This is a genomic window from Lysinibacillus sp. BSL11, assembly GCF_052928325.1.
Window position 1 is genome coordinate 65,876 of record NZ_JAVGCX010000007.1, and the last position, 19,471, is coordinate 85,346.

The following is a 19,471-nucleotide window of genomic DNA, read 5'->3' on the forward strand; positions in this document are numbered from 1 at the left end:
AGAAAAGGCTAGACATTCTAAAATCATTGAATGTCTAGCTTCTTGTTAGTGAAATTCCTTTACTATTTTCATCTCTACGATATCCTTATAATCAAGGAATGGCTGAGTGTCATCGTTCCCAATCGACTGTCTATACTGTACTTCTACTCGATCACCAACTGAAAGTGTTTGCGGAACATCCACTAGAGGGAACCATGTACCATTACTATGTTTTTGCACTAATTCATCTACAGATTTTTGCCCAACCTCGCTAGCCAAGACGCCTGAGACAACTAAAAATTCATGTTCCTTGATCGCTAAGACCGTTCCACTTCTGATGAGCTTCATTTGGCTGTCCTTTTCTGGGATTTTATATTTTTCTCTTAAGGAGGCAATGTCTTTATGATAATGTTGTTCTAAATAATTCATGGCTGCTTGCTCAACAAGCCATGTACGAATGGGATTACTTACATCCTTATAATCGGCTTGGCTTACCTCCCATAATAAATCAAATGTAGCCATTTTATAGGCAATTGGCTTGCCATAGTTCTCTATAAACCCTTCGTTTGTGACTTGCAACATTTGCAGAAGCTTATCATAAGTTGGCCGAGTATCATCCTCATAGCTCCACTCTTGCATGAACTGTTCGAGTGCCTTATCTACTTGCTCTTGTGTAGGTACTAATTTTTTCGATTGCGCATAAGCAAAGGTCGATTCAAAATATAAAAAATTATCAAAGCTTGCCTTATATAAACGATTCTTTCCGTTCATAAAAGAATCAAGTTGTAAATATAGCTCTAAAATCCGCTCATCTAATACGGGTGGAATAGTAGAAGCTTGCTGTTGTTGTTCATTATATTGCTGATATATAAACAGCCCTATGCAGACACTTAAAATCATAGCCAAAACACCATATGGCCAGCGTTTTGCCGATTTTTTTTCATGGCGTTGCTGTAAATGCTGAACCACATTTGTCATCACACGCTTTTTACTTTCTGATAAATCCCTTACTACGCGAGCATCCATTTTACTCATGCAGGAGCACCTCCCATTCAACATGCTGTAATTGTAGCTTCAATAACTCTCGCCCACGACGTAGCCTTGTTTTAACGGTGCTTTCAGGAATCGTTAACAGCTCTGCAATGTCTACCACAGGCATTTCTTCAAAATAAAAATGTATAATGACCTCTCGCTGTTTGAAAGGGAGAGCTAGAATCGCATTTTCAATCAAAGTACGTTCATCTTGCTGTACAAGCATATCTCTTCTCATAACGGTTTGCTGCGGAAAAATCTTCTGTTGCACTTGAATTTTCCGATAGGTCCAGCTGCGTAAATAATCTTTACTTCGATTACTAACTAATTTCGATAAATACGCCTTTAGCTCCCCACGTTCCTCATAGTTTTGCTGTTTATCATAGAATTTAATAAAGACATCCTGTACGATATCTTCGGCACTTTGTAAATCTCTCACATAGTAAAAGGCAAGACGAATAAGCCTCTCTGTATGCTGTTCCATTATTCTTTCCAGTTCATGAATTAGCAACATTCTTCCTCCTCTCTACCCTATAAACGGAGCTCGCGGCTTCGAGGTTTGCTTTTTTGTCAATTACCCCAAATCATTATCAGCAAATGGTGTAATCACTTGTTTTTCCGTTGAAGATAGCACGATATTAGTAGAAGGTGTGCCATAGGGCATAGCCGCATCAATAAATTGTTCTAATGTTTCTACTGAATAGGTCGCTAATTTAACAATATAGCTAATTTCCCCAGCCACTCGATAACATGCCAAAACATCAGGATGAGCATTACAAAATGAAGAAAGACTTTTACAATCAATGGACTTAAATAAAATAATGGCTTCAATCGTACGCTCCATCTTTTTCAGATTTACCTTTGCATGATAGCCCTCAATCACACCCTGCTCCTCTAGCTTTCTGATTCTTTCAATAACGGCAGGAGAGGATAAATGAACGGTAGTGGCTAATTCCTTCATAGAGATTTTGGCATTTTGCTGTAACTGCTGTAATATTTGTGTATCAATATGATCCATGGTCCATCACCTTTCTAAATAAATTATTTATAACATAATACCTTTTCAAATAAAGTTTTTTACCTAAAATCCATTATACAAGGTATGTAATCTTTTCTCCCTTTTGTTTACAATAATATCAATAAAGGAGGCAAATCAAACATGAAAAAAATATTGTTACTATTAGCAAATGGCTTTGAAGCGGTGGAGGCAAGCGTCTTTACTGATGTGCTCGGCTGGAATAAGTGGGAAGGAGATGGTACAACAGATGTGGTTACGGTCGGCCTGCATGAACAGCTGCAATGCACCTGGAATTTTAAAGTCACTCCTGAAAAATTGCTCCATGAAATTGTATTAGAGGATTTTGATGCATTAGCGATTCCTGGAGGCTTTGAGGAAGCCGGTTTTTATGAGGATGCGTTTAGCGAGGAATTCCAGGCAGTCGTTCGTCACTTTGATGAACAGAAAAAACCGATTGCAACAATCTGTGTAGCTTCTCTTATTTTAGGCCACAGTGGGATTCTTCTGCATCGTCAAGCAACAACCTATAATCATCCAACAAGTAAACGTTTAACACAGCTAAAGGGCTATGGCGCAGCAATTGTCAACGAGCGTATTGTGCAAACTGATCATATCATCACCTCCTCCAATCCAGGAACAGCCTTTGATGTTGCCTTTCGCTTACTAGAAACTCTAACATCTGCTCCAAACACAGCGAAAGTAAAAGAATTAATGGGCTTCCACTAAAGCATAAAAAAAGTAGGCTTATACCAATATACTTGGCATAAACCTACTTTTTGTATTATTTACTTACTGGTGCTGTTTCTGATGCACTTAAATCCATTTCCTTTGCATTGTCTAGCACATCTTTTGGAATCGTAATTGTCGTTACCGCATTGAAATCATGATATTTAATCGTTGTTTGCTGTCTTGTTTTGATCGAATTGCCTTCTACTTGCATCTTTAATGTCATATCCATAGCAATTTCTTCTACATCGAATGTTTCTTTATTAATCAATAATTTATATGTGAGACCATCAAAGGAAATATTGCCTAATTGTGCCTCTAGATCGGCTTCCATTCCTAAATCCATTGCGCCAAGCTGCTGCTTCACTAGTTCTGTGAATTTATCGCCAGAACCTTTTAATGTTAACTCATAACGGTTTGCTGATTCTACTAATGTGAAATCTTCAGCAAATGCTTGTAGCATTTCCAATTGTTCAGTTGCATCTGGCTGCATTCCTGTTTGGCTCAGTACATCTTCAAATAATTGTTTCGGGAACTTTACCCAGGCCTTTTGTTCTGCCTCATACATATACATACCATCTTTAGCCGTCATATACATTTTAATCGGCAAATTAATCGCTTCACCGCTTGTTGGATCTGTTAAAGCCATTGAACCATCAGCAAAGAATTGCATTGGCTCTGTAACAATTTCCATCTTCATGTTGCCTTTAGAATCCATTTTCATGGTTTCCTTACCATCGTTTGCCTCTACTGTCTGAGAGATCGTCATGGTAGCCTTCATGCTTTTTAGCTCTTTTTGCTTGGCTAATGTTTTCGTAAATACTTCCTCTAACAAAGCACTATCCTGTGTTGTAGTAGGCTGTTCTTCTGTTACTTGCTCCTCTTTAGGCTCTTCCTCTTTTACTTCCGTTGTAGGCTGTGTATCCTCAGCTAAGCCTAATGCGTTCACAATAAATGTTGCTAATTGACCACGTGTAACATTTTTATCTACACCAAATTCTGTGGCAGTAACACCCTTCGCAACGCCTGCCTCATACAGGGCTGTTACTGCATCTGCAAATGGACTATCTTGCTGTACATCTGTGAATGGACTTTTACCTTCTGCTGTTAAACCTGCAGCCTCTGCTACCATTACCGCCATTTGACCACGAGTAATTGTGTCATCTGGACGGAATGTATCATCCTCATAGCCTTGTACAACGCCAAGATTAACTAATGTAACAATCGCTTTATAGTATGGGCTAGATGAGTCGACATCCTTAAAATTCGGATTCTCGACAGCCGTATCCGTTGTAGTTAGATGAAATGCACTTGCTATCATCTTCGCTGCCTGTCCGCGTGTTACATCCTTTGAGGGCTTAAATGTACCATCTGGAAAGCCATTAATGATGTCTGCTGCATGCAATGTGGAAATACTATTAAAATGTGCATAATCTTCGCTCACATCTGAAAATGGACTAGCCGCCGATACAGGTACTACAGCAACAGCAGTAACCGCCATTGCAGCTGTTGCCGCTGTATAAAACTTATGTTTTTTCTTTGTCATAATCAATCGTCCCCCGTTTATGTAAAAATTTTATCCTTACCTATTAATTTTACCGAAAGAATTGGAAAAATGCTAGGTTCATTGGAAATTAAATTATAATTATCCATTAAATCCGTCATTTGGTGCTATTTATACATATTTTGGCCACTTCTATCCAACACTCTCTTAATAAATAAAAAAACCGACCTCCTAAGAGATCGGTTTTTATGATGATGATTACTCAGCAGCTTTTGCGCGTAGAACCATTTGTAGGATACCACCATGACGGTAGTAGTCTACTTCTACTTCTGAGTCGAAACGAGCTAAAGCTTGGAAAGTTTTAACTGTGCCGTCTTCAGATTTAGCAGTTACTGTTAAGATTTCACGTGGTTTTACGTTGTCAGTAATGTTAACAGAGATTTCTTCTTTACCAGTTAAGCCTAATGTATCAGCGGATTCACCTGGCATAAATTGAAGTGGAAGAACACCCATCATTACTAGGTTAGAACGGTGGATACGCTCGTAAGATTGTGCGATAACAGTTTTCACGCCAAGTAGGAATGTACCTTTCGCAGCCCAGTCACGAGAAGAACCCATACCGTAGTCGTTACCAGCAAGTACGACTAAGCCAGTACCTTGTTCTTGGTATTTCATACATGCGTCATAGATGTACTCTACTTCGCCTGTTGGCCAGTAAGTAGTGAATCCACCCTCTGTACCAGGAGCAACTTGGTTACGGATACGGATGTTTGCAAATGTACCACGCATCATTACTTCGTGGTTACCACGACGAGAACCGTAAGAGTTGAAGTCACGGATTGCAACACCGTTTTCAATTAAATATTTACCTGCAGGTGTTTCTTTACCGATTGCACCAGCTGGAGAAATATGGTCAGTTGTGATTGAGTCACCGAACTTCGCCATAATGCGTAAGCCGTCTAAGCCTTTAATAGCTTCTGGCTCTTTTGCAAGACCTTGGAAGAATGGTGGGTTTTGGATGTAAGTTGATTTGTCATCAAATGTGTAAAGAGACTCAGTTGATGTTTCAATTGCATTCCATTTTTCGTTCGCTGTGAATACAGTTTCGTATTCTTTTTGGAATAACTCACGGTTAACAACAGTACCTAATACTGCATTAACTTCTTCAGTTGATGGCCAGATATCAGCGAAGAATACTTCGTTACCATCTTTGTCTTTACCAAATGAATCTTTTTGTAGATCGATATCCACTGTACCAGCAAGTGCATAAGCAACAACAAGTGGTGGAGAAGCTAAGTAGTTAGCTTTTACAAGTGGGTGTACACGACCTTCAAAGTTACGGTTACCAGAAAGAACTGAAGTTACGAATAAGTCATTTGCTTTAATTGCTTCTTCGATTTCAGGTAATAATGGACCTGAGTTACCAATACATGTTGTACAACCATAACCTACAGTGTTGAAACCGATTTGGTCAAGGTATGATTGTAAACCTGAATCTTCAAGGTAACCAGTTACAACTTTAGAACCTGGTGCTAAAGAAGTTTTTACCCATTTCGGCACTGTTAGACCTTTTTCTACAGCTTTTTTCGCCACTAAGCCCGCAGCGATTAATACGTATGGGTTAGAAGTGTTTGTACAAGAAGTGATCGCAGCTATCGCAACAGCACCTGTTGGAATTTCTACATCGCCTTCAGCGAATTTCGCTACAGAAGTTTTTGCGAATTCATCTTCTGTTAAACCGAAACCTTGTGTACCTTGTGGTGCCACTACTGCTTCTTTGTAACGAGAACGCATTTGAGATAGTGGAATTAAGTCTTGTGGACGTTTTGGACCAGAAAGGTTTGGTTCGATTTCAGCTAAGTTTACTTCTAAAACATCTGTGTAAACTGGCTCTAATGTTGGATCGAAGAACATGTGGTTCGCTTTTAAGTAAGCTTCTACAACCGCAATGTGCTCTTCGTCACGACCAGTTAAACGCATGTAGTTTAATGATTCTTCGTCGATTGCGAAGTAACCACATGTAGCACCATATTCAGGAGCCATGTTAGAGATTGTCGCACGGTCAGCTAGTGGTAATTTAGATACGCCAGGTCCGAAGAACTCAACGAATTTACCAACTACGCCACGTTGACGTAATACTTGTGTTACTTTTAATGCTAAGTCAGTAGCAGTTGTTCCGTTTGGAAGATCGCCAACTAATTTAACACCGATAACTTCTGGAATTGGGAAGTATGAAGGCTGACCAAGCATACCTGCTTCAGCTTCGATACCACCTACACCCCATCCAAGAACGCCGATACCGTTGATCATTGTTGTATGAGAGTCAGTACCTACTACTGAATCTGGGAATGTTTCGAATGTGCCATCAGCATTTTCGTTTACGTGTACAACTGGAGCTAAGTACTCTAAGTTTACTTGGTGAACGATACCTGTTGCTGGTGGTACAGCACGGAAGTTATTGTAAGCAGTTTGAGCCCATTTTAAGAAGTTATAACGCTCAGCGTTACGTTCAAATTCTAGGTCCATGTTCGCTTGTAATGCAGATGCATTACCATATTTGTCAACTTGTACTGAGTGGTCAATAACAAGGTCAACTGGAATAGCAGGGTTGATTTTGCTTGGGTCGCCGCCCATTTCTTTCATTGCAGAACGAAGAGATGCAAGGTCAACAACTACTGGTACACCAGTAAAGTCTTGTAATACAACACGAGAAGGTTTGAATGGTACTTCTGCCTCTGGGTCAGCACCGTTACCCCATTTTGCTAATTCGTTTACGTGTTCTTCTTTAATTACATACGCATCATATTGACGTAAAACAGATTCTAATAATACTTTGATTGAGTAAGGAAGGTTTGAAACTTTTGCAACGCCAGCTTTTTCAATCGCAGCTAAGTCATAGTAATTGTAAGTTTTACCATTCACTTCGAATGATGCACGGCTGTTGTGTAAATTACCTTGTGCCATTTGCGGATCCCCCTAATATATATCTTTTTGAAAAGGCTTTAAAAATGTGTAGCATCTTTTCTCCAATACCCATGATAGCGCATTTATATTCATAAGTAAATTACATTAATATTATCTTTTTTGATAAGCATAACTTATGACCTTGGTTTCTATCCTGATGTTTTTAATTTTTTGATGTGCATAATATCAAGGTTTTGTATTAATGAAGGTTTCTATACCTGTCTAACGAAGTGTATCTAAATGTATTTAACTGGGGTACGATGTGGGGTACAAACTGGGGTACGCGGGATTTTTGTAAAATGTGTACCCCAGTATAAAATAATACAACCTTCACCCGGACAGGTAAATATTATATAGTAGAAATCATAACAAAAAATTATTTAGAAATACTTACTTCTACTTTGGGATTATAATTAAATTCTTCGCAGTTAAACAAAAAGATCCCACATAATATGGCTATTTAAAAACAATATTAATCTACATTTATATTACTGACAACACCTTCCAATATTGATACAATTTTATTATTACAACTCATACAAGGAGCAAATATTTAAATGAAGAAACTCATTTTAAGTGCATCACTTATTCTTACAATAGCACTAACTGGATGCGGTGAAAGTGATCCCTCAAAACCAAAAGAAACTGTAAAGAAAGCATCATTAGAAGAACAAAGCAAACAATTTATAGATGAAAACTTGGAAGGGAAAACAATAGCGGATTTTACAAATAAACTACTAACTGTAAAAGATGAAAAATTGGTGGATATGATTATTCTTGGCCATAAAAACGGAAAACAATTTGAAGATGATTTTGATTTACTTGGTAGGAAAGCAACTGCTTCTGGTGTAATCACAGAATTTGTATTTGAAAGTTCAAATATTGGTCAAAAAAGAAGAAGAGAAGGTTCAACTACTGCTATACGTGCTGATAAGTTTATTATCTATATGGGCAATAGAGACATTGAAAACTACGAGTTCATTGATTACGATGAGCTCTTTGATAAAGATAAGAATAAAGAAGATTTTTTCCTTGGGGTTTATCCAGAAGAAATAACAAACTTTGCCATTGTTGATTTAGATCAAGAAGCTGAATTATCAGTTGGTCAAAAAATAACAGTCGAAGGAACAATTTCAAATTTCATTTTACGTAAAAACTTTTCAGACAAAAGCCAAGTTGAAGAATTTAGTATATTGATAAATGACGCTATATTAAAATAAATTAAAAAAAGTCGCTCATTTTTAATTGATAATATTATATATTTTTAACATAGTTGTATATTCTACAAAAGAAAAGAAATAGCTAGAGAGCTACCGAAGTGTAGACCATATGAAGAATAATAAAAAATGACCAGGTACTCACTTTCAATTGAGTACCTGGTCTATTCATTAGATAAGTTTCAATTCGTTTTAATTAATAACTAAAGCTAGCACCATAACTTCTAACATCAACATTTGATTGATTAGGTGTAATACTTACTCCGACAGGAAGTATTGAGATACCTACTGTACCTGATAATTTCTTATGACCATATTCGAACTTAATTGTTGCTTTACCTGAAGATGAAGACTTAATATAGAAAGTTTGAGCAATTGTGCCTTCATGAGTTTGGAATTTATTTAAAGATCCATTAAGATCAAACGAACCTGCTACTCCTAAAGATGGATCCCACGTTGACGGTGTAGAACTACTTGACATTAACGTAGTTCCTCCTGTTGAAGTATTGTATAAAGAATATGTTGAGTTAAAACCTTGAAGTTTACCAGATTGAGCTGGCATGTAAACACCAAGACTTGATGGGAAACCAATAGCTATTTTATCTGTCAAAGCCCAAATTGGTTTATTTAACCATCTAAAGTTTGCGTGTGCATAAAATGCATTGTAACCAGAAACATTACTATTATTCAACTTTAACACATTACCTTTAAAACTCATATCTGCACTCGGAATATCACCAAAAGTTGTAACTTCTGATGGATCGTTTGTTACTTCATCAAAACTATAAATCTCTTCGAAACTTGTTAAAATTTCAGCCTCACTATCAACTAAGAACTTTAGTTCTTCATACGGCATATTCTCAACTTCTGTCTCACTAAAATTCAATCCATATAAATAATTCTTTTCAGCATCGGTTAAAGATGGTTCACCTTCTGCGGCTTCAACTTGATGATTGAATCCCAACGTTAGTGCAAAAATGACACCTAAAAACATTAAAATACTATTTTTCTTCATTTCCCTACCTCCCAATTTTTTTACAATTTTTATTATATACATATTTTATCATTTTTGGATAAATAATTTAAATTTGAATAAAAAGTACTAGTTTTTTCAGAAGTATATTAGTTTATTATAATAATACATAGATAGGGAGGTTTAGATAATGGAGGCATTTTTTTCTTTCAGTTGCTTTTTTCTTATGCCAGTATATGGGTTTTTGTTTTGTTTCTATTTTATAAAATTAATAAAGAAATTAATAAAGGGACAGAATGATACAAATGTCGAAGCAACTGTTATGACAATTACGTTTATTTTAATTATATGGAGTATCAGTTATACCGTAGCAATAGGAAATTAATTAATAGTTTTTATGAGGGCACTTGATGTAGATTTTATTTTTCAGTGCCCCTCTTTTCTCTTAATTACTATTCCGCTGTGCAATGATAATTTTTAATCCTTCAAAATCACCACTTGTTATAGCGCCATTATCAAATTTCTCCAACCAAGATTTATCAATTAATTTTTTATTGACTGCTTGTTGAATATAATCTCGAACTGCAGCTTTTGCGGTTGTGCTAGTGAATTTCATAATATAATCATCCTTTTCAGATTGTTGTGGTTTAGCAAAGCCGTTCAAAATATCTTTTTTGAATTGTTCTTCTGTAATCCCCATACTCGCTAAATACGAATACGGATCTCTGTGTGTTGTACCTTTTAAATTATCCGTAATCCAACGGTGTGACTTAATACCGTTACCTGCCCCATCAAGTACAACAGGTATTCCAGCCTCTTTAGCTAGTTCACGTAACAACCAAATATAAGCAGCATAGTCCTTTTTAAATTGTTCTTTATCTGCTGTCCTCGCTAATTCAACTTGTGCATAGCTAAGTGGATTACCTTTTGGACCACAACCATACTGCAACCTGCCAACCGGCGCAATTTGAACGATACGTCCTCCACCGCCTACCCAGTGAGACGTAAAAGCATTAGCTTTATTGCGGTTCATGTATGCAATTTCATTCTCCAAAGCATCTGGACCACAATTATTTGGATTACCTGATTCATGGGCAATAACATATTTGACTGCCATTAGCGCCTGATTAGGGAGTCCTGACATTAAACGCTTTTCAATTGTGTATGTCATTTCGCACCATCCTTTCGGTCATATCTCATTGCTCTCTCACTATCATTTAGTCCTGGTGTTGTTGGATCACTCACTACACCAAATAAAACTAGTAAAGCAAGCACAGTGTTAAAAATATCTGTCACTTGCTCATTGTAAATCGTAGTATCAAAGCTAAATAAAGCCGCAATTTGTTGAATTAATAACAGTAGCAATGAAAATGCACCTACTAAAAATGGCCCATGTTTTAAACGTACTTTCCAGTTAATTTTCATATTAAATCATTCCTCCTTTTATAATAAAGGTCAACAATGCTCCCACTAGTCCACCAATAACTAATCTTAAAATCCAAGTTGTATTATCTTTAATTCCACCAATATCTTCTCTAATTTCCCTGATATTTGATTCAGCTACGGCTAGGCGAGTTTTCACATCAGTCATATCATGTTCTAACTTCCCAATACGTTGTTCATCCATTAGTTCACCTCGGAAATCAATATAAAAGCCCTTCTCAAACTGTGAAGGCATAAAAAATAACGCTAAGCTTCTGCTTGCGCCTCGAAATCTTGCTTCGTTATTTCTTTGTATTGTTCAGGCGTAATCTCACCAAATGGATTGCCCTTCGTTTTTACAGCAATTCTTAATTGTTCAGCAGTCACCCACTTGAACATAAAAGCAATTTGCCAAAACTCCATCATTCTCCACCACCTTTCATTGAAATTACATCTAATTTCAGTTGTGTTAGCTGCGAGCCTAAGTTATTAATCAAGAGGTCTTTTTGTATATTCTTCATTTTTTCTTGTGCCAATTGTTCACCTAAAGACATTACTTGATCTTCTGTAGTAGGTATTGAACCCACTTTTTCAAGCGGACCCCATGAGCCATCAGGTAATCTTCTACGTCTTTGCATTATTCAACCACCCCCATAATTAAATAAACTTTATTGTCAATACTTATGTTGGGTCTAGTTGTGGTTAATTTAAGGATGATATTGTCCTTTGGTTCTACCGTTTCATGGTAATATTCATCTTCCACAATCCCATCAGTAACAGGTACTATTTTGTCTGGGTCTGCTTCAAGTAATATATATTGCTCCTGCTCGCCAAGTAATGTCATTGATAATTCAACTTTTAAATCCAATTCCTCGTCACGCTGAACCCATATTAAAACGCCTCTTGCTGAACCTTTAGGAGGGGAAATCTTATACCTCGCTACAGATTGCAAAATAGGCGTTTTCACTTCATTTTTATTGAGTTTTATCGTTTTACTTGTCTTAGCATCGTAATTGTCGATTACTTCAATAATTATCGTATTTTCATTGACTACGAGTTGGGCAAGAGAAACCTCAAATTCCCAAGCACCACCTGCTCCGTTGTAAACTTCAACTGGATTAGCCCCATTAATTCGGTAGTTTACTTTAATGTTCGAATTAGCGTCCTGATCTGATGCAGTACCACTGATTTTAAATTTATCAGTATTAATAATTCCGCTTGGCACCACTGCGTCGATAGCTAATAGTGGGGCTCTGTTTGGAACGACATAAAATGTTCGCTCTATCGTTGTAGATTGTGCTCCCTCATTATCTACCGCCCAAACCTTCAAGGTATGTGGTACACCTTCTGCTAATGTATCTGTTAATACTACCTCGCCATCAAACAGCTTTCCACCTTTAAAGATTAGTTGTTTGGATAAAGTAATTTGAGTTTTACTTAGATTTGTTGCTAAGACTTTCCTTTGCTCACTATTGATTTGGTAATACACTGTTACTGACTGATCGGCATCGTCATCATAAGCAGTACCTGCGATAGTAAAAGTGTCATTTTCATACAAAGTAGTGTTTTCGCCAGGACCAGTTAATGTAACAGTTGGTACTACATTATGCTCAATTTCAAACGTTTCCGAATATACGTAATCCGAATACACATTACTTGTATCTTTAGCACGTACTCTTAATTCAAGCGTTTTTAGTGCCTTATCGGTAGTGATTCTCAAACTACGAGTTAATGTGTTGTTATATGGTAATGGCGTCCATGCACCTGTAGTGTTGTATCTGTAATCTACTTCGTAAAGAGATAGATTAGCAGCGTTAGAAGCTCCGAAAGTAATTGTAGCAGCCTCATTAGGCTTAAATTTTTTGCCTTGCATTGGCGATGTAAATGGCGTTGGTGGAGCAATTGATTGGTTAACACGTGATTTTCGTACATACCAAAAACCATCAGTGTGTCGTCCGTCTACTGGGTATGCTGTAGCACTTCCAATGATACCTGTTTGTACTAATGTACCTTTTGAGTAACTTTCGACAGAATAGGTGTTTTTCGTAACGTCTTTATAAATAGAATTAACAGGTACGGTAACTGTTGGGTCATAAGTATACTCTTTTGCTGTATGTCTAGATAAAAAATTACCAGATAATGAATAAACAATGCTACCAATATTAACAGGTCCACCATCATAGCCCCATTTCGGACCTAAAATATACTTGTTATTAGTTCTGTCAAAACTATAACTCTTAGCATACGATGAAAACGGCCCGATGGTTGCACTGGAATTTGTCCATGGAGCATCGTCGTTATATAGTTTGTTTTCGATAGCTGTATACTTGTCATAATAATATTGTGGCGGTTGCACAGTATACAAACTACTCTCACGATATGCACTTTCTAATCCTGCCGAATCAACAGCTTTAACACGCATTTTAAGGCTAGTTGCTGTTGGAATAGTGTACGCTAGACTGTTTGCTGTAGTTTCCCCAACTTTCGAAAATGCCCCACCATTTATAGATGCTTCCCAAATGTATTTAGATAAATTACCTTCTGCATCAGATGCAGCACCTACAGCAAATACCTTGGAATCACCAATCTCTACTGTCCCAGATGGTTGTGTAAATGCTCCTGGCATGGTTGGAGCTGTATTTACGATTGCACCACGTTCGTACCAATAACCATCGCTATTTCTTGCATTGTTTTCATAGGCGTTATAGTCTGCTTGAATGTTCTGTTGAACTAGCGACCCTTTAACATATTTTCCTGTTTCAGTTAAAGTGTATTGTTGTATATCATAATCATACCTGACATTTGGTTCAGTCTCTCGGTAATTTTTGAGGATAGTCAACTCACGTCCATTGTTCTGCACAGTATATAACGGACTTTGAAATTTTAACTGACTTATTCCACCAGATACAGAATAATATTCGGGGTGTCTTATATATGCTGAAAATCCTTCAGGATACCCTCCATTTGTAAATCCACTTGCCGTAGTTTGATAGGTTAACTTCTCTTGCATTTCTTTCACAGAAGTAAACTTATTCCAATAATATAGAACCATCCTATACCACCTCCACTAATTCAACGCTGTATGTTTGCCAAATACCAACGCCCATTTCAGCGTTGACCGTATCAACTGCAACATTACTACGAGCAACTTTTGCACCTTTTTTGTAGGAATTTTTCAAAGCTTGCACCTTGATAGTGTTTGTTCCAACTTCTGTAATCAGAACATCTTCACTATGCACATCATCAAAAATAGTGACCTGTGTGAAAGCTGCTAATCCTTCTACACTGGCCACTTTTAAAGTTATTGTACCAATTGCCACAGGCTCAATAATATCCGTTAATGCCTTGTCTAATGTGATTTTATTTGAACTACCATCTATCACATCTGCAAAAGTTCCACTGTTGCCAGGCACACGACCATCAAGTTCTAACTGAACGCGCATACGCTCCATCTGACGATACATTTCAATTAAAAAGCGATACGCATTATAAATTCCCCACTCAAAATTGTTTGCATATTCAGACATGAATGGTGTTCCATCCTCAATAACTTCACTAGTTACTGGGTCAGTAACATCATCATGCCATTGGGTGCGGTCATATGGATTCTTCTTAAAATTTAATGGTATTTCACCATTCATAAGATTACGCATTTTCTTTCACTTCCTTTGTTTCAATTTGTAGAGGAAATGCAATTACATACCCTTGAACTCCTTTTTGATAGTTCATGGTTTTTACATACAATTCTCGTCCATGGCTATCAACTAATGCCGCACGATTCACCAAGCCTTGCTCCATTGATAATTTGACATACTTTCGTAAGCCGTATTTTGTACTTGTATGATAAATTTCTTTATCATGAACAACACCATCAATAGTTACTTTTGCGCCTGCAACCATATCACTTAAATATTTTTGTACTAACTCAATCATTATTGGCTGTATCTCATTCATTGACTTGTACCCCCTGCTCTAAATCGACCACAAATACGGCTATTTGTTTTAAAGCCGTAAATACCATCAATAACATTAATAATTTCTTTTCCTAACGCTCCATGCGTTGGTGCTGTTTTAAAACGGCTACAAATTTTATAATTTATCTGCCATGCATATGTGCCGGCATGTAATAAAATAAATTCGTTCAATTCATTTAAAAGAATGTAAATGCCTACCCCTGCTGTTTTAATACGCTTCACTAATGTATCTGGAATTGTCTTAGCTGTAGCACGAATGTTGAGTAATAGAGTAGCTGGCTCAAATTCTTTCCAACCTTCTTCAAAGCCAATGAAATCATTGCCCATATATGCGTCCATAATCTGGTTCATAGTGTCTATATCGCCCTCAGATAGATTGAGTATGCATTGGATTTTAATCATTTTGCGATATTCTTCATCATCCCAACCCCCACGAGAAATTCCCTCATCTTTACCTAGACGATCTAATCCATATCCCTCTGCCTGATCTACATCCCAATATTTCAAAATGGTTTGCTGTATAGCTAAATTTTCAACACCATTTTCTGCAATAATGGAAAGTAATTTATAGTTATTACTATCTTTTGCTCGAGTAAAATGTCGTGGCATACGGTCCAATAAAGTTTGTAATCGTTGATTAGACAAGGTTCAACACCTCGATTTTGGATTCATCAGTTTCTGCGACTTCAGGAAATGCAATGGATATGTTTTGCGGTTCAAAAGTAATACCATCTGTTGAAAACTCTACACGAACATCCTCAACTCCATCTATAGATAACACACGGGCCTCGGCTTTTGTACAAACTACATCTTTACTCATACCTACGCCATGGTGCAGCACACCATCGTATGTACCACCAATGTATCTGACTACTTGACCAATGACCCAATCATCACCGTTTAATGGGAATTGATTACCTTTTTTGATATATACCTTTACGTAAACACTGACTGTTGTAGCCCGTGTAAAACCGATTTCATGTACGATTCCACGATTATCAGTAAATGTATATATTGTAGAGCCATATGCACGAATACCACCGCCCTTTTTACGGAATATAGCCATTGCTACCTCCTCATCTAAACCACCAAGTACAACCGTTTCAATACTGTGTGGTGGCCGTCCTTCTGCATCTTCAACATTCGTGTCATTTTCAATTGTGATTGCAGCTCGTACCCCCTCCACTTCATCAAGAACATTTGATTCGATGGATTCTACACGCCGAGCACCAACTTTTCCAAGTGATGCATAGTAACGATCCTGCAATTCTGCGTCCGTTTCTTCATCTTGCCCATTAAAAAAAGCATCTGGATTCGTTACCGAATTGATGCCACTTTGCGGATTTACAATTATTGATATGTCTCCAGGCTCTACATTCCCTATAGCGCCATATTCTAATGCTTCTACAGGGATACGATAATTACCCTCTTCTACAGCTTCTATAGCCTCTAATGCTTTAAAATACACATTGTATCGTGTTCTAAATAAATCACCTAAATTGACTTTTGCCCCTTTATCTAGATTGACAACGACCTCACCATTAGCTTTAATCCAATGTTTACGAGTTATAACACGCTTAACATTAGCCTCTAGCGTTGCTCCTTCCGAAGTATCAACAAAGCGAGCATTATACACCATTTCAAGTTGTTCATTATCTTCTGCCCTTTGTTGGGCCTGTAGGTGGATCATCTTACCGATAGGTGTACGATCTGATAAATCGGCATCCTCCCCATATAAATCCCGTGCTTGTTCCTCAATCACTGGCAAATAATCCGCTGTTCTTTGCCGCTTAAATCCCCACTTGGTTAACACTTGCCTCCCCTCCAATCTCTCTTCCTTCTACAGTTTTTACCCTGAAATTTATTGTAAGATGTCGTTTAATACGATTAAACTCATAGTCAACACTTAAAACCTCAGCAACGCGCGGTTCTTGGTATAAGCAATCATGCATGGCTTGTACTACTTGCTTTTTATTGGGTATTTTTTGTTCAATGACTATGCGTCTAAAACCATGATTATCATTGAACATCCATTCCCCAACCACTGTGCGTAACAAATGCTTCAAATTCTGTACGAGCTGCTCATCACCGTGTACAAGCTCATTAAACACCCAATCGCCATCGTCATTATACTTAAACGTGTGCATACATCTCTCCTCCTACCCTGAATAAACATTTGGGCTAGATTGCACGATTTTTCCGCTGCCTCCTGGATAAATCACAGTGTCACCAAGTCGAGCAATTTTCTTTTCGTTTACAAGTACCGTTTCCGAACTAGCCTTAATCCATCCAATACCGCAGTGGGGGCAATTATGGCGTACTAAATCGCCATCCCTTGCTTGAGGTAATCCATTTGTAAATACATTGGTGCTCCCTTCTACGATTTGCCCACTTACACCATGAGGACAACATGGTAAACCATGGTCGCAAGTACCGGTGTGCTGATCTGTTACCCTAGCAACTAGTTTTTCCATTAATATCACCTACATTTAAGGATTAAAATGAATAGTTGGAGCAATAGCTGTAATTTTGTTATCAGATTCTATGAATATTTCACCATCTGGTTGAATGCGAATTTTATTTGTAAATTGCTTATCAGTAATTAACACATCATCGGGATGTGCATTTTGTAAAGGCTTGGTGAAGAAATTAACTCCACCCACGATCAAGGCATCATTTGCACTAAAAGATCGGCTAGCTGCCTCGCCACCTCCAAACATGAGAGGGTCAATATCAGCTTGTGAACAAACAACTAACACAATATCACCTTTCTTGAATGGCACCTGAATGACAAATTGTTCTGTTTGCCAAAAACTAAATGGTACATCCAAAATAGGAGTCGCTTCTGGATCATTTAATGGTTGGACATCAGCTTTATACAAATTCATGTCTACTTCAACCACTTCGCATATTAAGCATGTATTCATATTCATCAAATTTTCTTCAATTGATTCACTTACAAACTGTGTCATAGTTGTTTTCGTCATACTGGCACAACCTCACATTCTGTATAATATTCTTGGCCGGATGTATCACCCTTATGTTCACCTTTCGATACACGGAAAATCCCATTAACTTTTCTTGAGGTTAGTTTGATAATGACATCTGTTGTGATTTTATGATTTAGTAAAACCTTAATTTTGTAGCCTTTAAGCTTTTTTTTAGGGTTCTTAGTTTTGGACTTTTTCTCGTCCTTTACTTCCTCTTCGATTTCCTCTGGTTCATTTATAAGACCAGTTTCTTTTGATATATCTAGTCCTAATTTGTCCCCTTTGGCTCGATCACGTACATACATACGTCCTTTATTGATATGCAGTTTTGCTTTGCAGTCTTTTGCAATCTCTGATACTAAAAATTTAATTTTACCATTCAGTGCTTTCCCTGAACGATATATAAAATCTACTGGCAAATCAATATCACCGATTGCAAGGCCTGCATCACGTGCTAATTCTCTTAAAATAAGAGAGGCATGTGTATTACGGCCATAAGTCCGTTTGATGACCGTTTTTGTATAGTCCATAGTACAATCAATGCACTTAAAAGTAGTGATTTTGTCTAGCCCTTCCCACTTTGTTTCTTTTTTCTTGAGTGTACCTGCAAAAATAACGCCATTGTCATCTACATAGCCAGCACTTAAAATAGCAACTTTATTAGTAGCAATGGCATTAATAGTGCTGTCTTTTAGGTTATACACGCTAATATCAATCGTATCTACTTTTTCATTGTCTCCGAATGGTACACTAAATTTTATAGTTAACGGATCCGTAATTTCTCGATCACTAATTAAAAATGTAGTTTTACGCATGTATAAATTACTCATCTGAATCACCTACATATAAAAAGACCGTTTCATTCATATTCTCGTATGTAATACGAGTGGCAGAATTAGCACGGTCTTTAGGAATTATTTGTACTTTAGGTAAGTCAATATTTACACGATTTTCGAATAGAGGGCGATTGATGATAAGTTTTTCTCCAATAACAAGAACCCCTCCATCTTTAAATAAGTCTACAGTGAAAAAATCATATGTCTGATTGTAGTTAACCTCTATTTCAAACACTTCCCCTGCAAGCTCTATCTCAAAAGAATAGGGAATTTCATCTTTATCAATTTCAATGTATTCATTCAATTTTTACGCCCCTCCAATCCAGCTTGACCACCACCAGATGAACTCTTAGGAGGTGTCGTGTATTTTGATTTATTTGTTTTTGATGCGGAAGTAGGTGTCTTTTTTGTCTGTTGACGACCTTTTTTCGAAACCGGTTTTGTTTGTTTTTTAACAGGAATAGAAACACTAACAAATTTAGCAACCTTAGCTACTTTTATTTGTTTGAGTGTCATTGTAAAAGCATATCCATCTTTAATTTTTGCTTCATAATCACGGTTGAAGTCAGTGATGACCAAATGTTTTAAAGCCGTCATGTAATCAAATTCAAAGATTTCTCCATTTTCACGATACTTTCGTAGTTTCAACACTTTCCCTTCGGTGTCATCCAATATTATCCCTGTTATTGAAATGGTAATAGGATTGCTTTTCACATGGTCTGTAACCTGCTCACCATCTTCAAGCGCATGGTCAGTCGTTGTAGACGATTCTGGCATCGACACCTTAGTAATAACATCAATTAATACGTCTTTAATATATGGCATCCCATCACCAC

At 37.2% G+C, this 19,471-nt stretch carries 24 protein-coding genes; 2 read left to right on the forward strand and 22 right to left on the reverse strand.

Annotated features, from left to right (window positions below; genetic code table 11):
- Positions 1 to 45: 45 nt before the first annotated feature.
- The 3 genes from RCJ95_RS09715 to RCJ95_RS09725 all read right to left on the reverse strand — a co-directional run bounded on the left by RCJ95_RS09715 (position 46) and on the right by RCJ95_RS09725 (position 2,029).
- Positions 46 to 1,014 carry a DUF3221 domain-containing protein gene (locus RCJ95_RS09715; protein ID WP_221682894.1) on the reverse strand — a complete coding sequence of 323 codons (969 nt, stop codon included), beginning with the start codon at positions 1,012 to 1,014 and terminating at the stop codon, positions 46 to 48.
- A complete protein-coding gene (locus RCJ95_RS09720; RefSeq protein WP_221682895.1) occupies positions 1,007 to 1,522 on the reverse strand; it encodes a sigma-70 family RNA polymerase sigma factor in 516 nt (171 codons plus the stop codon). Before RCJ95_RS09720 ends, RCJ95_RS09715 begins: the two co-directional genes overlap by 8 nt.
- A gap of 63 nt (positions 1,523 to 1,585) precedes the next feature.
- Complete coding sequence (locus tag RCJ95_RS09725; protein ID WP_221682896.1) at positions 1,586 to 2,029, reverse strand: Lrp/AsnC family transcriptional regulator; 444 nt, start codon at positions 2,027 to 2,029, stop codon at positions 1,586 to 1,588.
- 141 nt (positions 2,030 to 2,170) lie between these two features.
- Here RCJ95_RS09725 and RCJ95_RS09730 point away from each other — a divergent pair, with 141 nt between their 5' ends.
- Positions 2,171 to 2,755 carry a DJ-1/PfpI family protein gene (locus tag RCJ95_RS09730; protein ID WP_221682897.1) on the forward strand — a complete coding sequence of 195 codons (585 nt, stop codon included), beginning with the start codon at positions 2,171 to 2,173 and terminating at the stop codon, positions 2,753 to 2,755.
- A gap of 55 nt (positions 2,756 to 2,810) precedes the next feature.
- Here the strand turns inward: RCJ95_RS09730 and RCJ95_RS09735 are convergent, their stop codons facing one another.
- Together RCJ95_RS09735 and acnA are read right to left on the reverse strand one after the other, a co-directional pair.
- Positions 2,811 to 4,301: a DUF6612 family protein gene (locus tag RCJ95_RS09735; protein WP_446722165.1), complete on the reverse strand. Its 1,491-nt coding sequence runs from the start codon at positions 4,299 to 4,301 to the stop codon at positions 2,811 to 2,813.
- A gap of 216 nt (positions 4,302 to 4,517) precedes the next feature.
- Complete coding sequence (gene acnA, locus RCJ95_RS09740) at positions 4,518 to 7,223, reverse strand: aconitate hydratase AcnA (RefSeq protein WP_004227840.1); 2,706 nt, start codon at positions 7,221 to 7,223, stop codon at positions 4,518 to 4,520.
- A 557-nt stretch (positions 7,224 to 7,780) separates the two neighbouring features.
- Between acnA and RCJ95_RS09745 the strand changes: the two genes are divergently transcribed.
- Entirely contained in the window at positions 7,781 to 8,443 is a 663-nt protein-coding gene (locus RCJ95_RS09745) for a hypothetical protein (RefSeq protein ID WP_446722166.1), read from the forward strand.
- Positions 8,444 to 8,636: 193 nt separating this feature from the next.
- Here RCJ95_RS09745 and RCJ95_RS09750 read toward each other — a convergent pair whose 3' ends face one another.
- From RCJ95_RS09750 to RCJ95_RS09830, 17 genes are all read right to left on the reverse strand, one after another.
- Positions 8,637 to 9,455 carry a hypothetical protein gene (locus RCJ95_RS09750; protein WP_446722167.1) on the reverse strand — a complete coding sequence of 273 codons (819 nt, stop codon included), beginning with the start codon at positions 9,453 to 9,455 and terminating at the stop codon, positions 8,637 to 8,639.
- A gap of 403 nt (positions 9,456 to 9,858) precedes the next feature.
- Positions 9,859 to 10,584, reverse strand: a complete 726-nt coding sequence (locus RCJ95_RS09755) for a peptidoglycan recognition protein family protein (RefSeq protein WP_446722168.1) — start codon at positions 10,582 to 10,584, stop codon at positions 9,859 to 9,861.
- Positions 10,581 to 10,838, reverse strand: a complete 258-nt coding sequence (locus RCJ95_RS09760) for a phage holin (protein WP_446722169.1) — start codon at positions 10,836 to 10,838, stop codon at positions 10,581 to 10,583. Before RCJ95_RS09760 ends, RCJ95_RS09755 begins: the two co-directional genes overlap by 4 nt.
- Position 10,839: 1 nt before the next feature.
- Positions 10,840 to 11,040: a hemolysin XhlA family protein gene (locus tag RCJ95_RS09765; protein ID WP_112116168.1), complete on the reverse strand. Its 201-nt coding sequence runs from the start codon at positions 11,038 to 11,040 to the stop codon at positions 10,840 to 10,842.
- A gap of 62 nt (positions 11,041 to 11,102) precedes the next feature.
- Complete coding sequence (locus RCJ95_RS09770; RefSeq protein WP_446722170.1) at positions 11,103 to 11,258, reverse strand: XkdX family protein; 156 nt, start codon at positions 11,256 to 11,258, stop codon at positions 11,103 to 11,105.
- Positions 11,258 to 11,473 carry an XkdW family protein gene (locus tag RCJ95_RS09775; protein ID WP_257522262.1) on the reverse strand — a complete coding sequence of 72 codons (216 nt, stop codon included), beginning with the start codon at positions 11,471 to 11,473 and terminating at the stop codon, positions 11,258 to 11,260. The genes RCJ95_RS09770 and RCJ95_RS09775 overlap by 1 nt, the downstream gene beginning before the upstream one ends.
- Positions 11,473 to 13,887, reverse strand: a complete 2,415-nt coding sequence (locus RCJ95_RS09780) for a hypothetical protein (RefSeq protein ID WP_446722171.1) — start codon at positions 13,885 to 13,887, stop codon at positions 11,473 to 11,475. The genes RCJ95_RS09775 and RCJ95_RS09780 overlap by 1 nt, the downstream gene beginning before the upstream one ends.
- Position 13,888: 1 nt before the next feature.
- On the reverse strand, positions 13,889 to 14,488 hold the full coding sequence (locus RCJ95_RS09785) for a hypothetical protein (RefSeq protein WP_446722172.1): 600 nt from the start codon (positions 14,486 to 14,488) through the stop codon (positions 13,889 to 13,891).
- On the reverse strand, positions 14,481 to 14,789 hold the full coding sequence (locus tag RCJ95_RS09790; protein ID WP_446722173.1) for a hypothetical protein: 309 nt from the start codon (positions 14,787 to 14,789) through the stop codon (positions 14,481 to 14,483). Before RCJ95_RS09790 ends, RCJ95_RS09785 begins: the two co-directional genes overlap by 8 nt.
- Positions 14,786 to 15,454, reverse strand: coding sequence for a DUF2612 domain-containing protein (locus RCJ95_RS09795; protein ID WP_257522266.1), 669 nt, complete (start codon positions 15,452 to 15,454; stop codon positions 14,786 to 14,788). Before RCJ95_RS09795 ends, RCJ95_RS09790 begins: the two co-directional genes overlap by 4 nt.
- Positions 15,447 to 16,622 (reverse strand): baseplate J/gp47 family protein, encoded by a 1,176-nt coding sequence (locus RCJ95_RS09800; RefSeq protein ID WP_446722174.1) that lies wholly within the window; start codon positions 16,620 to 16,622, stop codon positions 15,447 to 15,449. Before RCJ95_RS09800 ends, RCJ95_RS09795 begins: the two co-directional genes overlap by 8 nt.
- Positions 16,600 to 16,956 (reverse strand): hypothetical protein, encoded by a 357-nt coding sequence (locus RCJ95_RS09805; protein WP_446722175.1) that lies wholly within the window; start codon positions 16,954 to 16,956, stop codon positions 16,600 to 16,602. Before RCJ95_RS09805 ends, RCJ95_RS09800 begins: the two co-directional genes overlap by 23 nt.
- A gap of 12 nt (positions 16,957 to 16,968) precedes the next feature.
- A complete protein-coding gene (locus RCJ95_RS09810; RefSeq protein ID WP_446722176.1) occupies positions 16,969 to 17,283 on the reverse strand; it encodes a PAAR domain-containing protein in 315 nt (104 codons plus the stop codon).
- A gap of 15 nt (positions 17,284 to 17,298) precedes the next feature.
- Positions 17,299 to 17,796 (reverse strand): Gp138 family membrane-puncturing spike protein, encoded by a 498-nt coding sequence (locus tag RCJ95_RS09815; RefSeq protein ID WP_446722177.1) that lies wholly within the window; start codon positions 17,794 to 17,796, stop codon positions 17,299 to 17,301.
- Positions 17,793 to 18,614 carry a phage protein gene (locus RCJ95_RS09820; protein ID WP_446722178.1) on the reverse strand — a complete coding sequence of 274 codons (822 nt, stop codon included), beginning with the start codon at positions 18,612 to 18,614 and terminating at the stop codon, positions 17,793 to 17,795. Before RCJ95_RS09820 ends, RCJ95_RS09815 begins: the two co-directional genes overlap by 4 nt.
- Before the next feature lie 7 nt (positions 18,615 to 18,621).
- On the reverse strand, positions 18,622 to 18,939 hold the full coding sequence (locus tag RCJ95_RS09825) for a phage baseplate plug family protein (RefSeq protein ID WP_257522272.1): 318 nt from the start codon (positions 18,937 to 18,939) through the stop codon (positions 18,622 to 18,624).
- The gene (locus RCJ95_RS09830; protein ID WP_446722179.1) at positions 18,936 to 19,460 is read right to left on the reverse strand and encodes a phage baseplate protein; all 525 of its coding nucleotides are present in this window, start codon (positions 19,458 to 19,460) and stop codon (positions 18,936 to 18,938) included. The genes RCJ95_RS09825 and RCJ95_RS09830 overlap by 4 nt, the downstream gene beginning before the upstream one ends.
- Between the last annotated feature and the right edge of the window lie 11 nt (positions 19,461 to 19,471).